The 14,081-nt window shown below is 54.5% G+C and carries 13 protein-coding genes and 3 tRNA genes; 8 read left to right on the top strand and 8 right to left on the bottom strand.

Annotated features, from left to right (window positions below; all coding sequences use genetic code 11):
• The first annotated feature begins 39 nt into the window (after positions 1-39).
• The 4 genes from ACUN8H_RS16185 to nadB all read left to right on the top strand — a co-directional run bounded on the left by ACUN8H_RS16185 (position 40) and on the right by nadB (position 2,328).
• A tRNA-Gly gene (locus ACUN8H_RS16185) sits at positions 40-114 on the top strand.
• Positions 115-200: 86 nt separating this feature from the next.
• Positions 201-274, top strand: a tRNA-Cys gene (locus ACUN8H_RS16180).
• Positions 275-345: 71 nt separating this feature from the next.
• Positions 346-432, top strand: a tRNA-Leu gene (locus tag ACUN8H_RS16175).
• 312 nt (positions 433-744) lie between these two features.
• Positions 745-2,328, top strand: coding sequence for an L-aspartate oxidase (gene nadB / locus ACUN8H_RS16170; protein ID WP_445533087.1), 1,584 nt, complete (start codon positions 745-747; stop codon positions 2,326-2,328).
• Between the two features lie 25 nt (positions 2,329-2,353).
• Here the strand turns inward: nadB and ACUN8H_RS16165 are convergent, their stop codons facing one another.
• Together ACUN8H_RS16165 and ACUN8H_RS16160 are read right to left on the bottom strand one after the other, a co-directional pair.
• On the bottom strand, positions 2,354-2,785 hold the full coding sequence (locus ACUN8H_RS16165; RefSeq protein WP_445533086.1) for a hypothetical protein: 432 nt from the start codon (positions 2,783-2,785) through the stop codon (positions 2,354-2,356).
• The gene (locus ACUN8H_RS16160; protein ID WP_008959539.1) at positions 2,745-3,038 is read right to left on the bottom strand and encodes an FAD assembly factor SdhE; all 294 of its coding nucleotides are present in this window, start codon (positions 3,036-3,038) and stop codon (positions 2,745-2,747) included. Before ACUN8H_RS16160 ends, ACUN8H_RS16165 begins: the two co-directional genes overlap by 41 nt.
• A gap of 204 nt (positions 3,039-3,242) precedes the next feature.
• Between ACUN8H_RS16160 and ACUN8H_RS16155 the strand changes: the two genes are divergently transcribed.
• From ACUN8H_RS16155 to lapB, 3 genes are all read left to right on the top strand, one after another.
• Positions 3,243-3,539 carry an integration host factor subunit beta gene (locus tag ACUN8H_RS16155; RefSeq protein ID WP_008959540.1) on the top strand — a complete coding sequence of 99 codons (297 nt, stop codon included), beginning with the start codon at positions 3,243-3,245 and terminating at the stop codon, positions 3,537-3,539.
• Between the two features lie 98 nt (positions 3,540-3,637).
• Positions 3,638-3,943, top strand: coding sequence for a LapA family protein (locus ACUN8H_RS16150; protein WP_445533085.1), 306 nt, complete (start codon positions 3,638-3,640; stop codon positions 3,941-3,943).
• Positions 3,944-5,149, top strand: coding sequence for a lipopolysaccharide assembly protein LapB (gene lapB, locus ACUN8H_RS16145; RefSeq protein WP_445533084.1), 1,206 nt, complete (start codon positions 3,944-3,946; stop codon positions 5,147-5,149).
• Between the two features lie 37 nt (positions 5,150-5,186).
• On the opposite strand, the gene pyrF is transcribed toward lapB, so the two are convergent.
• A complete protein-coding gene (gene pyrF, locus ACUN8H_RS16140; protein ID WP_445533083.1) occupies positions 5,187-5,888 on the bottom strand; it encodes an orotidine-5'-phosphate decarboxylase in 702 nt (233 codons plus the stop codon).
• A gap of 270 nt (positions 5,889-6,158) precedes the next feature.
• Here pyrF and ACUN8H_RS16135 point away from each other — a divergent pair, with 270 nt between their 5' ends.
• Positions 6,159-6,443 carry a ComEA family DNA-binding protein gene (locus tag ACUN8H_RS16135; protein ID WP_445533082.1) on the top strand — a complete coding sequence of 95 codons (285 nt, stop codon included), beginning with the start codon at positions 6,159-6,161 and terminating at the stop codon, positions 6,441-6,443.
• A gap of 79 nt (positions 6,444-6,522) precedes the next feature.
• Here ACUN8H_RS16135 and prpD read toward each other — a convergent pair whose 3' ends face one another.
• The 5 genes from prpD to prpB all read right to left on the bottom strand — a co-directional run bounded on the left by prpD (position 6,523) and on the right by prpB (position 14,058).
• Positions 6,523-8,007: a 2-methylcitrate dehydratase gene (gene prpD / locus ACUN8H_RS16130; RefSeq protein WP_445533081.1), complete on the bottom strand. Its 1,485-nt coding sequence runs from the start codon at positions 8,005-8,007 to the stop codon at positions 6,523-6,525.
• A gap of 51 nt (positions 8,008-8,058) precedes the next feature.
• Positions 8,059-9,258: a 2-methylaconitate cis-trans isomerase PrpF gene (prpF, locus tag ACUN8H_RS16125; protein ID WP_445533080.1), complete on the bottom strand. Its 1,200-nt coding sequence runs from the start codon at positions 9,256-9,258 to the stop codon at positions 8,059-8,061.
• Between the two features lie 27 nt (positions 9,259-9,285).
• The gene (gene acnD, locus ACUN8H_RS16120) at positions 9,286-11,895 is read right to left on the bottom strand and encodes a Fe/S-dependent 2-methylisocitrate dehydratase AcnD (RefSeq protein WP_445533079.1); all 2,610 of its coding nucleotides are present in this window, start codon (positions 11,893-11,895) and stop codon (positions 9,286-9,288) included.
• A gap of 70 nt (positions 11,896-11,965) precedes the next feature.
• The gene (prpC, locus tag ACUN8H_RS16115) at positions 11,966-13,093 is read right to left on the bottom strand and encodes a bifunctional 2-methylcitrate synthase/citrate synthase (protein ID WP_445533078.1); all 1,128 of its coding nucleotides are present in this window, start codon (positions 13,091-13,093) and stop codon (positions 11,966-11,968) included.
• A gap of 74 nt (positions 13,094-13,167) precedes the next feature.
• Complete coding sequence (gene prpB / locus ACUN8H_RS16110; protein WP_445533077.1) at positions 13,168-14,058, bottom strand: methylisocitrate lyase; 891 nt, start codon at positions 14,056-14,058, stop codon at positions 13,168-13,170.
• Between the last annotated feature and the right edge of the window lie 23 nt (positions 14,059-14,081).

The following is a 14,081-nucleotide window of genomic DNA, read 5'->3' as shown; positions in this document are numbered from 1 at the left end:
CAAGCGAGCGGTGATCCGTATAATTCGCCCTCGAGTCGAGCGGGAATAGCTCAGTGGTAGAGCATCGCCTTGCCAAGGCGAGGGTCGGGAGTTCGAATCTCCTTTCCCGCTCCAACTTGGATAGCGTGGTAAAGCAAGAGAGGGTCGTGAGCTGGAACGCCAGCCCGGTCGATCTCTTTTCCCGCTCCAATGACTTTTGAGGCTGGATGGCAGAGTGGTTATGCAGCGGACTGCAACTCCGTGTACGCCGGTTCGATTCCGACTCCAGCCTCCATCTTTGTGAAGCAGTGATGTATTAAAGAGTGTTTTTTTAAAACAGTTTTTTAAACAACATTGCGATGTTTTGCCCGGATGGCGAAATCGGTAGACGCAAGAGACTTAAAATCTCTCGGGGGCAACCCCGTGCCGGTTCAAGTCCGGCTCCGGGCACCATTTCTTAGTTTTATTCTTTTCCTCGCTTCTTTCTATTCTTAGCTTCACTCTACATCTCTCCTATTACCCCCTTTTTCTTTCTGCTAACGCTGTTTCGCTATCATTGCGTTTTTGGTGCCGTTTGCTAAGTATTTATTAGCCTGTGTATTTATTAGCCTAAGCAGTTATTAGCGCCTAAATATCGCTAATCGCATATCGCCACGCTATGATGCTACCCCCCCCCGTTTAGCGCACTACCTCGCTAGGGGCTGTTAGGTTTTTTACGGTTAGGGCTTACACGGTTTTGGCCTGCATAAGTAAGGAGCGAGTGCAATGAGCACGCCACTATCTGATGTTCTTATCATTGGCGGCGGTGTCGCAGGGTTAACTCTTGCTTTGGAAATGGCTGATCAAAAATCAGTGACGCTAGTTCGTCCCGCTCAAGACGACCAAGGGGCTAGCCGCTGGGCACAGGGAGGCATAGCCGCCGTTCTCTCGCCGGATGACGATCTGGATGCGCATATTAACGATACCTTGATAGCAGGCGATGGTCTCTGCGAATTAGCGGCAGTGCGCTTTACCGTTACCCATGGCCCCGCTGCCATACAATGGCTTATCGATAAAGGCGTTCCATTTACGCCAGAAACCGACCCCACTGCACGCTACCCGTATCACTTGACCCGCGAAGGGGGCCACAATGCGCGACGCATTATCCATGCCGATGATGCCACTGGACGTGCCGTAGTGGATACGCTGCTAAATAAAGTGGCCCAACACCCCAATATCACCCAGCGCAACGATTTAACGATGGTTGGCTTATTGCAGGATGCTCAGGGCGCCTGCCGCGGCGCCTATGGTAGCGATGCCGATCAGCAGTGGCACTCGATTATTGCACGCCATACCGTTTTAGCTACCGGTGGGGCCAGCGGCCTTTACCGCCACACCACTACGCCAGCCCCGAGCAGCGGCGAAGGCATGATGATGGCGGCAGAACTAGGTGCCTGTTTGAAGAACCTTGAGTTTCAACAGTTTCACCCGACCTGCCTTTTTGATCCGGAAGGCCCAGCGTTCTTGATTAGCGAAGCAGTTCGCGGTGAGGGCGGCCATTTACTCAATGAAGCAGGGCAGCGCTTTATGCCCGCCCTGGATCCTCGCGCTGAGCTAGCCCCTAGGGATGTAGTAGCACGCGCCATCGACGCAGAGATACAGCGCAGCAAACTAGGTCACGTGTGGCTGGATATTCGTCACTTGGGTGAACAGGCAATTCGTCACCACTTTCCCACTATCCTGGCGCATTGTGCTTCTCGCGGCATTGATATTACCCAGCAAGCCATCCCCGTGGTACCTGCAGCTCACTATAGCTGCGGCGGCATTGCCACCGACCTGCAGGGGGCTACCAACGTCACCAACCTCTATGCCGTCGGGGAAACGGCTTGCACGGGCCTTCATGGCGCTAATCGAATGGCCAGCAACTCGTTGCTGGAATGCCTGGTGTTTGCGCGCAGTTGTGCACAGGCACTGCTGGCACAACGTCATTCTCTCGCCGATGATGACGTTGAGCCACCCACCTTATCGCCAATAGCCACCTTACCCAAGGCTGTTCTCAGCGATACCCGCCAACGCATGCGGGCAATCATGAGCCAGCATGTTGCCATTGTGCGCAGTAAAGCAGGCCTCACGTCGGCCCAAGCACAACTAAAAGCGCTTACGCATTCTCTCGAAGCGCTAGAAAATGCCCTAACTACTCCGGAAGGTAAGCGCTTGCATCAAGCCCTACAGTTAGCGCGACTGACGGTGCTGGCAGCGCAACAACGCCATGAGTCGCGTGGTTTGCACTACATAACCGATTGGCCGCAGCAGCAGACAATCGCTACCGCCTCGACGCTTACCCTGCAAGACTTGGTTAGCCGTTGCTAGATAACGGCACGATTGGCTAGTTCGGTTATTGACCAGGGCGATGGAAAAGCTTGCGCACTTCACGTAGGTGTTCTGATGGCGCGCTGTCGGGCCATAACCAAACCCGCTGTTTACCGACATAAAGCCCGATTAACCATGGGCCTAAATAGTCGCAACGTACTTCATACGCTTCACTGAGAGGAGTGTTCGTTGGCCACGCAGGCTCGGCAGGCCGCTGAGCACTTGATAGCCAGCGGCCATGTAACAGCAACCCCGTCGATGTCAGGGAGAGCACTCGCTTGGGTTTGCCCTGATAAATACGCCACGCGTACGCTCCCCCTAGCACTATTACCGTCATGCCTGCCGGTTTACCGCCTACCCAATAGCTCAGTGCAGCGATCCCAATCAGCAGTAGGCATTGCGTTAACTGCCATAGTTTAGAGGGTACGATAGGCAGAATTATCGGTGGTTTCAGCATGTTCAACAATCATTTGTACGATACGACGCTGACTAGGCTCTTCAGGCCATTCACGATGCATCAGCCAGACAAACAGGTCTTGGTCTTCACCTTCGATTAACTGCTGGTAGGCTAGTTGATCTGCTTCACTGATGTGGTCAAAACGCTGCTCTAGAAACGGAATTAGCAGTAAATCAAGCTCCCACATACCACGACGCGAGTGCCAATAAAGCCGTTTACGCAAAATGGCTGCAGGGGAATTGTCGTCGTTCAACGTCAGCCGCTCCGATTAAGTAAATGAAGTGCCAGTATACCTAAGCTGTAGGGTCGCGCCAGCGCCCTCCATCACCTATGCTGTTTATCAGTCTAGAACCTTGTTTTATCTGAATTGTTTTATACTGAATTGCGCAGTATGCTGAATTTGATAGTAGCTAGGCCGAGCATGGCACGGCCTTCAATGTTCGCAGGGAGCCAACCGATGACTAAATCTGAACTAATCGAACAAATCGCGATGCGTCAGCCGGAACTGTCCGCCAAAGATGTTGAAACGGCGGTGCGTATTATCTTGGATGATATGACTGACTCTCTTGCCAGTGGAGGTCGCGTCGAAATTCGTGGTTTCGGCAGTTTTTCACTGCATTACCGGGAGCCGCGTGTCGGGCGTAACCCTAAAACCGGCGATGCGGTCGACCTGGAAGGTAAATATGTTCCCCACTTCAAGCCAGGTAAAGAGCTACGTGAGCAGGTGGATGCAAGCCGTGCACTCGGCTATTAAAGGCGGCGATTACGATATCCGACCTTCTGCAGGATGACGCCGCCGCTCGAGTCGTACACAATAGCGCTATCGTGAACGTCACAGACTAGGAAACTCAAATGCGTTGGATCAAAGGGCTGTTTTTAGCCGTAATTTTGCTGATAGTAGTGCTCGTAGGTATTTTGTTTGCCGTTAATAATCAGCAAACGGTTGCCTTGAACCTCATTTGGCTAGAGCTGCCGGCCATATCGCTCTCTGTTTGGTTACTGGCGACACTAGTTTTTGGCGTTGTGCTGGGAATGCTGGCGATGCTGGGCGTGTATGTGCGATTGAAGGCAACCTTGGCGCGTAGCCAGCGACAAAACAAGCAACAGCGTAAAGAGCTTGATAGTCTGCGCACTCAGGAGTTCAAGGAACTGGCATAAATGCGGGATGTCGCGCTGCTAAGCTTGCTACTGGTTGCTATTGCCATCGGTTATGGGTTGGGCTACCGCCAATTTGGACGCCGCCAACATCTAACGCAATCACCTACGCCCTCCTCCCAGGCGCTTTCCAAAGAGTATTTCGTCGGGCTTAACTACCTGCTGAACGAGCAGCCCGACGAAGCGATCAATACGTTTATAAATGTGCTCGCAGTCAACAGCGACACAGTGGATACCCATATAGCGCTTGGCAGACTCTTTCGTGCACGAGGCGAAGCCGATAAAGCGGTGAGTATTCACCAAAACCTGTTAGCACGCCCTGCCCTGTCACAACGTACCAACGAACAGATTCAGCTTGAGCTCGCCCGTGACTTTATGGCGCTGGGCGTACACGATCGTGCACAGCGGCTCCTTAACACCGTTTTGGAACATAGTAGCGATGATGAACACCGCTATGCTGCCAAACAGTTGCTGGTCGATTTATTGGAGCGTGAAAAAGCCTGGCAACAGGCGTTAGAAGTGATTCAACCGCTTTTTAAACAGCATCCCAAACTGCGCCGCCCGGCTGCACATTGGCTGTGTGAATTAGCGATCGAAGCGATTAGCGAAGCTAGCCGGCCAATAGCCAAAAAGCACCTTAAAAAAGCGCTACAGCTGGATGAAAAATGCGTTCGCGCCACTCTGCTTTTGGCTGAAATGGAAATGGATAACGGCCATTATAACCGCGCTATTGAGCGACTGGACCATATTCCACGCCAGGAGATAGCCCATATCCCAACCATGCTGCCCGCTCTCAAGCACGCTTATTTGCGCAACAACGATGAAGCGGGATATGAAGCGCATCTTTATCGCCTGCTTGAGCAAGCCCCCTATACCAGCATCATTATTGCTCTGGGGCAGCTTGTGCATCAGCGTGACGGCGTCGACAAAGCCATCGAACTCATCGGCGAACACCTGCGTGCGGCGCCTAGCTTAGGTGGATTGGATTATTTGATCGATCTGTATATTGAGAGTCAGCGGTTGAACGGAAAACCCTCTCCCGATACGCGCCTATTGCTGCTAAAACACCATACCGATGCGCTTATGCTTAACCGCATCCGGCACCGCTGCCGCCACTGCGGGTTTGCAAGTGATGCACTACAGTGGCAGTGCCCCAGTTGTCGTTACTGGGGAACCATCAAACCCGTTATTGGCGTAGAGGGCGAATAGCCGCAGGGTCATTAACGCTATTAGTCTTTAACGTTATTTAAACACGCTTTAATTCGGCTTCAATTGACTCAAGCGCCATCATAGGGTCTTCCGCCTGAGTCACCGGTCTACCGATGACTAGATGGGTACTGCCCGCGCGCATGGCTTCGCTAGGGGTCATGATACGCTGCTGGTCATTCGTCGCTGCGAAGCTTGGACGAATGCCCGGCGTCACTTTCAAAAACGCATCACCGCAGCGTGCTTTAAGGTGAGCGGACTCCTGCGCCGAACACACCACCCCGTGCAGGCCACTCTGTTGTGTCAACAACGCCAGGCGCTCCACGTGTTCAGCCAGCGGCGCATTGACTCCTACATCGGCTAAGTCTCCGGCCCCCATACTGGTCAATACCGTAACGGCAATTAAGTGAGTGGCTAAACGGTGTTGCTCAAGCCGCTGAATGGCGGCCTCCATCATCCGCTGGCCACCGCTGGCATGGACGTTGACCATCCAGACTCCTTGCTCTGCCGCTGCCTGAACGGCACTGGCTACCGTATTGGGTATATCGTGAAACTTGAGGTCAAGAAACACCTCGAAACCGCGCCCGTGAAGCGCCTCAAGCACGGCGGGGCCACTACGGGTAAATAACTCCTTCCCGACTTTAACTCGGCAGCGGGCAGGATCGAGCTGATCGGCCATACATAGCGCGGCATCTAGCGAAGGGTAATCGAGCGCAATAATAAGCGGGGAATCAGTGACCATTAGCTTACTCCGAAGACAATTTTTACCATTATACCAGCCTCGCGCGCCCTCCTCTCCCCTTGCCCCTTGTAAGTCATTTACTACAAGCATATAGCTAAAATCTTACAAGTACCGTCCTAGATCGCTGACATATTCACTCATTAAAAAAAGCTAAGTTGTTAATGCAGCGACGCTTATAACGCTCATTGAAATTCAGTCGCTTGATCCCGCTATCTCTGCACTTTTCACTTAAAGCGTAGAAACCAAACGTTATTAAAAGGAGCATCGAAGATGAACACGACACTAAAAAAAGCCCTGGCCACACTTCTGTTTAGTATTTGCCTGGGACTTTCCAGTGGGGTGATGGCGCAAGAGGTGGCACCCATCAACGTGAATACTGCCGATGCCGAGCTGTTGGCTGAATTACCTGGCATCGGTCCCAGCCGAGCAGAAGCTATTATTGAAGAGAGGGAAACCAATGGGGCCTTTGATAGCGTTGAGGATCTCGAGCGTGTAAGCGGTATTGGGCCCGCTACTATTGATCGCATGCAAGATCAAGTAACGTTTGAGGAGTAATCTAACCCAACCCCTCGCATTACCCGGTGCGCCTACGTGCACCGGGCACACGGTATTTAAGGGGCTTTCATACTGCTCGCTAAATCATCCACTCATCGATGAATTGATTGACCGGCAATGCTTCTAAGCTTTCCTGATGGCTGCATAGATCGATAATTTTTTGACAGCGATTTGCCGGGAAGCGTGTGGCCAAATGCCGCTTAAATTTATCTACTAGTAGCGGCATACCCTCTTCACGGCGACGTCGATGGCCAATCGGATACTCAACGGCTGCTTTATCCGTCTTACTACCGTCGGTGAAAAAGACCTGAATAGCATTCGCGATGGAGCGTTTTTCCGGTTCATGGTAATCCGCTGAATATTCCGCACTCTCCTCTACCACCATCTTGTCCCGCAACTGATCAATCAGCGGATGGGCACGGTGGAAGCTATCTTCATAATGCTCTGCGTTAAGCTCACCAAAGATAAGCGGCACCGCCGTCATATATTGCAGGCAGTGATCGCGGTCGGCTGGGTTAGCGAGTGCTCCAGTTTTGGAAATGATTCGAATAGCCGAGTCGTGGGTGGTCAGTACGATCTTATCGATCTCGTGCAGACGATCTTTTACCTGGGGATGAAGCGTCACGGCGGCTTCGCAGGCGGTTTGGGCATGAAATTCAGCGGGAAAAGCGATTTTGAAGAGAATGTTCTCCATTACGTAGCTGCCAAACTCGCGCTGGAAACGCAGCCTGCGCTCTGCTTCAGGTTTCAGACTCAAATCTTTATTGGCGTGGCTAAACAGCACATCGTAAAAGCCCCACTGGGGTGCTGACAGCGCACTGGGAATACCCATTTCACCGCGCAGGGCAATGTCCGCTAAACGCACCCCTCTTGAAGTGGCGTCCCCTGCGGCCCAACTTTTTCGCGAACCCGCGTTAGGCGCATGGCGATAGGTTCGCAGGCTTTGGCCATCCACCCAGGCATGAGAAAGCGCCGAGAGCAACTGCTCACGGTTGGCGCCCAATAGTTTAGCGGCCACCGCAGTGGACGCCACCTTCACCAGTACTACATGATCAAGCCCGACTCGGTTAAAGCTATTTTCTAACGCCAGCACGCCCTGAATCTCATGGGCCATGATCATCGCTTCAAGCACATCACGCATTACCAGCGGCGCGTCGCCTTGGGCGACTCGACGCTGGGAAAGGTGGTCAGCTAGGGCGAGAATGGCCCCCAGGTTATCGGAAGGGTGTCCCCACTCGGCAGCCAGCCAGGTATCGTTATAGTCCAGCCAGCGGATGATACAGCCGATATCCCATGCCGCTTTAACCGGATCAAGCCGCAGCGACGTACCCGGCACCCGCGCTCCAAACGGCACCTGCGTACCCTCCACAATGGGCCCAAGGTGCTTGGTACACTCTGGAAAACGCAGTGCTAACAACCCACAGCCCAGCGTATCCATCAGGCAATAACGCGCCGTCTCAAAGGCTTCTTGGGACGCCACTTGATAGTTCAGGACATAGTCGGCAATAGCCTGTAACTCGGGATCGTAATCAGGCCGTTCGTTGGCTTCGGATGTAGCGGACATGGCTCTCTCCTGCTGTTGAATCACCTACTCAGTATGGACCAAGAACCGCCTCTAAAAGCTATCGCCAGGTATACGCACACTGCCCTCCATCAATACCCGCGCGCTGCGGCTCATCACCGCTTGCTCAATATGCCAACGCCCGTTGATCAAGCTTGCTTCCGCCCCGACCCGCAGGCTGCCAGACGGATGGCCGAAAGTGACCGCATTACGTTGCCCTCCACCGCCTGCCGCCAGGTTGACCAGCGTGCCTTCAATGGCGGCTGCCGCGGCAATGGCAACGGCGGCCGTGCCCATCATGGCGTGATGCAACTTACCCATCGAGAGCGCTCGCACCACCAGATCGATATCACTCGCTTTCACCGCCTTACCGCTCGAAGAGAGGTAATCCGATGGCGGACCTACAAACGCCACCTTAGGCGTGTGCTGACGGTTAGCGGCTTCGCTGATGTCGCTGATCAACCCCATTCGCACTGCGCCATGGGCACGAATGGCTTCAAACATCGCCAGCGCTTTACTGTCGCCATTGATATCATCTTGCAGCTCAGTACCGACGTAGCCGATATCGGCGGCGTTAATGAATATAGTAGGAATACCCGCATTGATCAGCGTCGCTTTCAGGCTTCCGGCACCCGGCACGTCAAGGTCATCAACCAGGTTACCGGTAGGAAAAATGGCCCCCTCACCGTCCGCCGGGTCCATAAAGGCCACCGGAATTTCCGCCGCAGGGAAGGTCACGCCGTCCAGCTCGAAATCACCGATTTCCTGCACTTCACCATTTACGACCGGCACCTGGGAGACGATGGTTTTTTGGATATTTACCTGCCAAATGCGTACCTCGACGACGCCGTTTTGCGGAACCCGAGCGGGATCGATAAGCCCATTGGCTATCGCAAAGGGCCCGACGGCTGCGGAAAGATTGCCGCAGTTGCCGCTCCAGTCCACATAAGGTTTATCAATCGAGACTTGGCCGAACAGGTAATCCACATCGTGTTCGGCAGACTCACTTTTCGACAGAATGACCGTTTTGCTAGTGCTTGAGGTCGCCCCGCCCATGCCATCGATCTGCTTTTCATAGGGATCAGGGCTACCAATCACTCGCAGCAACAGCTTGTCCCGTGCGGGGCCGGGCGTGCGGGCAGCACCGGGTAAATCATGCAGGTTGAAGAACACGCCCTTGCTGGTACCACCGCGCATGTAGGTCGCGGGAATCTTTATTTGTGGCACGCTGCTTTTCGTTACGATATCGGTCATTTGCTTTCCCTCCAAGAGGCAGCACGACTAGGCCGCCGTGGATTCGAGGAAGTCTTGAGCAAAGCGCTGCAACACGCCACCCGCCGCGTAAATCGATACTTCCTCAGCAGTATCCAGGCAACACTTCACCGCTACCCGCTCGCTATCACTATGTTGGCGATGGATAACCAGTGTTAGCATTGCCCCTGGCGAAACGGCACCTTCGACATCATAAGTTTCGGTGCCATCCAAGCCTAGCGTGGTACGGGTAGTGCCCGGCTCAAACTCCAGTGGCATTACCCCCATCCCGACCAGATTGGTGCGGTGAATACGCTCAAAGCCTTCTGCGGCGATCGCTTCCACGCCCGCTAGTGCCACGCCTTTGGCCGCCCAATCCCGTGACGAGCCCTGGCCATAATCCGCACCGGCAATAATGATTAGCGGCTGTTTGCGCGCCATGTAGGTTTCAATGGCTTCCCACATGCGGGTCACCTCGCCTTCCGGCTCTACCCGCGCCAGCGACCCCTGTTTCACGGTGCCGTCGCTATCGCGCACCATCTCATTGAAGAGCTTGGGGTTAGCGAAGGTAGCGCGCTGGGCAGTGAGGTGATCGCCGCGGTGGGTCGCGTAGGAGTTAAAGTCTTCTTCCGGCACGCCCATTTTGGCCAGATACTCACCCGCCGCGCTGTTCAACTGAATCGCATTGGAGGGCGAGAGATGGTCGGTGGTAATGTTGTCAGGCAGGATTGCCAATGGGCGCATGCCTTTCAACGTGCGCTCTTTAGCCATATTACCCTCCCAGTAGGGCGGGCGACGGATATAGGTACTCTGGGGGCGCCAGTCGTATAGCGGGCTGACCTGGGCGCGCACACTTTTTTCCAGATCGAACATGGGAATGTAAGTCTCGCGGAACTGCTCCGGCTTCACCGATGACTTAACAATCGCATCGATTTCTTCATCGGCTGGCCAGATATCTTTCAACGTGACGGGGTTACCCGCCTGATCCACACCCAAGGCGTCTTTCTCGATATCAAAACGAATCGTGCCCGCAATGGCGTAGGCGACCACCAAAGGCGGTGACGCCAAAAACGCCTGCTGCGCGTGAGGATGAATACGGCCATCGAAGTTACGATTGCCGGAGAGTACAGCGGTTGCATAAAGGTCGCGCTCAATAATCTCCTGCTGAATTTTCGGCTCCAGCGCGCCGGACATGCCGTTACAAGTGGTGCAGGCGTAAGCCACCACCCCAAAGCCGAGATTTTCCAGCTCGCTCATCAACCCGGCTTCTTCCAGGTACATCTTGACGGTTTTAGAGCCGGGCGCCAGCGACGACTTTACCCAGGGTTTACGCAGTAACCCTAGCCGGTTGGCATTACGGGCGATCAGCCCTGCCGCCACCATGTTGCGCGGGTTGGAAGTATTGGTACAACTGGTGATAGCGGCAATAATGACGGCACCGTCGGGCATCTTGCCCGCTTTTTCCTCTTCCCGCGCGGCTTCCAAACCTACCGCGATACCACGCTGGGCAAGCTCCGAAGTAGGCAGATGGGCATGAGGATTCGAGGGCCCAGCCAAGGTACGGTGTACCGATGAGAGGTCAAAGGTCAGCACGCGTTCGTACTCAACCTCGGTCAAGCTATCTGCCCAGAGGCCTGTATGCTTGGCGTAGGTTTCCACCAGCGCCACCTGCTCATCTTCACGGCCGGTAATTTTCAGGTAGTCGATAGTTTGGCCATCGATATAGAACATCGCGGCGGTCGCGCCGTACTCGGGGGTCATATTGGAGATAGTGGCACGATCACCCACGGTGAGCGCGTCGGCACCTTCGCCGTAAAACTCCAGATACGCACCCACGACCCGCTCTTTACGCAGGAATTCGGTAATCGCCAGCACCATGTCCGTGCCGGTAATGCCCGGCTGCAGCTTACCGGTCAACTTCACACCGACGATATCCGGCAGGCGCATCATGGAAGCACGCCCCAACATAACGCTTTCGGCTTCGAGACCACCTACGCCGACGGAAATCACGCCGAGCGCGTCCACCATCGGTGTATGACTATCAGTGCCCACACAAGTATCCGGGTAGGCAATGCCGTCGCGGTTCTGTACCACTGGCGACATCTTCTCCAAATTGATTTGATGCATAATGCCGTTGCCGGGCGGGATCACATCAACGTTCTCGAATGCCGTCTTGGTCCAGTTGATGAAATGGAAACGGTCATCGTTGCGGCGATCTTCAATGGCACGATTTTTCTCAAAAGCGCCCTCTTCGGAGCCTGCGTGTTCCACCGCCAGCGAGTGATCGACAATCAGTTGAGTCGGCACCACCGGGTTGACCTTGGCGGGGTCACCGCCCTTTTCGGCGATGGCGTCACGTAACCCAGCCAGGTCGACCAGGGCGGTCTGGCCGAGGATATCGTGGCAGACGACACGCGCCGGATACCAGGGAAAATCCAGATCGTTCTTGCGCTCAATCAGCTGTTTTAGCGCATCGGTGAGAAGCTCGGGATCGCAGCGGCGCACAAGCTGCTCGGCCAGCACACGAGAGGTATAAGGCAACTGCGCATAGGCACCGGGCTGGATATCTTCCACCGCCTCGCGCGCGTCAAAAAACTCAAGCGCTGTGCCAGGCAGAGGTTTACGATAGAGGGTATTCATAGCAGGCAGACTCACAAGAAAGAGGAGCGGAAAAAAAACCCGGTCGCCAAGCCACCGGGCAGCAAGCGGGTTAGTCTCGCGCTTCTATTGGTACCCACTCGCTCTTTTCGGGCCCAGTGTAATCGGCGCTGGGGCGAATGATGCGGTTGTTGGCGCGCTGTTCGAACACGTGGGCTGCCCAGCCAGTCAGCCGCGACATGACAAAAATTGGTGTAAACAGCTTGGTGGGTATATCCATGAAGTGGTACGCACTGGCATGGAAAAAGTCTGCGTTACAAAATAGTTTTTTCTCGCGCCACATGACCGCTTCGACTCGCTCAGAAACCGGATAAAGCACTGTGTCGCCGACATCGTCTGAGAGTTTCTTGGACCAGTGCTTGATGATCTCGTTGCGTGGGTCGGATTCGCGATAAATCGCGTGACCGAAGCCCATAATCTTATCCTTGCGCTCCAGCATTCCCATAATCTTGCTTTCCGCCTCTTCCGGCGACTGCCAATCCTCGATCATCGCCATGGCCGCTTCGTTGGCCCCACCATGCAGCGGGCCACGCAGGGAACCGATCGCCCCGGTCACGCAGGAGTGCATATCGGAAAGCGTCGAGGCGCATACCCTTGCGGTAAAGGTAGAGGCGTTGAACTCGTGCTCGGCGTAAAGAATCAGCGATACGTTCATGACCCGCGCGTGCAGCTCAGAGGCGGGTTCGCCGCGCAGCATATGGAGGAAATGCCCACCGACCGAATTATCGTCGGTCTCGGTATCAATGCGTACGCCGTCGTGGGAGAAGCGGTACCAGTAGCAAATCATTGAAGGCAGCACCGCCAGCAGGCGATCGGCCACGTCTTGCTGCTGATCAAAATTCTCCTCGGTCTCAAGATTACCCAGCATTGAGGTGCCGGTGCGCATGACATCCATGGGGTGCGCATCTTTGGGAATCTGCTCAAGTACCGTTTTCAGCGCTTCGGGCAGGCCGCGCAGGCTTTTCAGCTTGCTGATGTAGTGATCCAGCTCATCCTGGCTGGGCAGTTTGCCCTTTAACAGCAGGTAGGCGACTTCCTCGAATTTAGCCTTTTCGGCGAGCTCTTTGATATCAAATCCACGATAGGTCAGGCCTGAGCCTGTTTTGCCTACCGTACACAGCGCAGTGGAACCAGCGCTTTGGCCACGCAGCCCTGCACCTGTCACGGGTTTATCAGCCATGGTGTGTCTCCTATTACTGCTTTTATTTTAAATTGTGTCTTTCAAATATGGACGAAAGTTAACTGGCGTTTGGCTTACTGGTCGTCGCCCTGTTCGGCAAACAGTGCATCGAGCTTTTGTTCAAAGTCGTGGTAGTTCAGAAAATCGTAGAGTTCATCGCGGGTTTGCATCAGCGGCATCACATCTTTTTGATGGCCATTGTCGAGGATGCTTTGATAGACCTGCAGTGCCGCGGCGTTCATAGCACGGAACGCTGAGAGCGGGTAAAGCACCATGCGGCAGCCAACCTCACCCAGTTCAGATTGTGTAAACAGGGGCGTAGCGCCGAACTCGGTGATATTGGCCAAAATGGGCGCGTTGACCCTTTCACAGAAAGCTTTGTAATCATCCAGCGTGTGGACCGCTTCGGCGAAAATAGCATCCGCACCCGCTTCAACGCAGGCGTTGGCTCGTTCAATAGCCGCATTAAGGCCCTCCTTTTGAAACGCATCAGTACGGGCAATCAAGTAGAAATCTGGGTCAATCTTGGCATCTGCGGCGGCTTTGATACGGTCGACCATCTCCTGCTGGGTGACAATCGCCTTATTGGGACGGTGGCCACAGCGCTTTTGCGCGACTTGGTCTTCCATATGCACAGCCGCCACGCCGGCACGCTGCATCTCTTTGACCGTTCGGGCGATATTGAAAGCGCCGCCCCAGCCGGTGTCGATATCCACGAGCAGCGGCAGCTCGGTGGCGCCGCAGATCCGATGAGCATCTTCTACAACATCATTCATGGTCGTCATGCCCAGATCCGGCAAGCCAAACGAAGCATTGGCAACACCACCACCGGAAAGGTAAATCGCCTGATGGCCGACTTTCTCGGCCATCAGCGCGGTGTAGGCATTGATAGTGCCGAGGATTGGCAGCGGACGATTCGCCTCTAGCGCGGCCCGAAAACGGGCACCGGGAGTCATCTGAGACATGAGGAGTTGCTCCTGTTGTTAAT

The organism is Vreelandella sp. V005 (assembly GCF_052645115.1).
This window is presented reverse-complemented; position numbering and strand designations above follow the sequence as displayed.

Coding starts and splice junctions, on each gene's coding strand:
- nadB (WP_445533087.1), top strand. CDS start 745: ATGAGCACGCCACTATCTGATGTTCTTATCATTGGCGGCGGTGTCGCA.
- ACUN8H_RS16165 (WP_445533086.1), bottom strand. CDS start 2,785: ATGCTGAAACCACCGATAATTCTGCCTATCGTACCCTCTAAACTATGG.
- ACUN8H_RS16155 (WP_008959540.1), top strand. CDS start 3,243: ATGACTAAATCTGAACTAATCGAACAAATCGCGATGCGTCAGCCGGAA.
- ACUN8H_RS16150 (WP_445533085.1), top strand. CDS start 3,638: ATGCGTTGGATCAAAGGGCTGTTTTTAGCCGTAATTTTGCTGATAGTA.
- lapB (WP_445533084.1), top strand. CDS start 3,944: ATGCGGGATGTCGCGCTGCTAAGCTTGCTACTGGTTGCTATTGCCATC.
- pyrF (WP_445533083.1), bottom strand. CDS start 5,888: ATGGTCACTGATTCCCCGCTTATTATTGCGCTCGATTACCCTTCGCTA.
- ACUN8H_RS16135 (WP_445533082.1), top strand. CDS start 6,159: ATGAACACGACACTAAAAAAAGCCCTGGCCACACTTCTGTTTAGTATT.
- prpD (WP_445533081.1), bottom strand. CDS start 8,007: ATGTCCGCTACATCCGAAGCCAACGAACGGCCTGATTACGATCCCGAG.
- prpF (WP_445533080.1), bottom strand. CDS start 9,258: ATGACCGATATCGTAACGAAAAGCAGCGTGCCACAAATAAAGATTCCC.
- acnD (WP_445533079.1), bottom strand. CDS start 11,895: ATGAATACCCTCTATCGTAAACCTCTGCCTGGCACAGCGCTTGAGTTT.
- prpC (WP_445533078.1), bottom strand. CDS start 13,093: ATGGCTGATAAACCCGTGACAGGTGCAGGGCTGCGTGGCCAAAGCGCT.
- prpB (WP_445533077.1), bottom strand. CDS start 14,058: ATGTCTCAGATGACTCCCGGTGCCCGTTTTCGGGCCGCGCTAGAGGCG.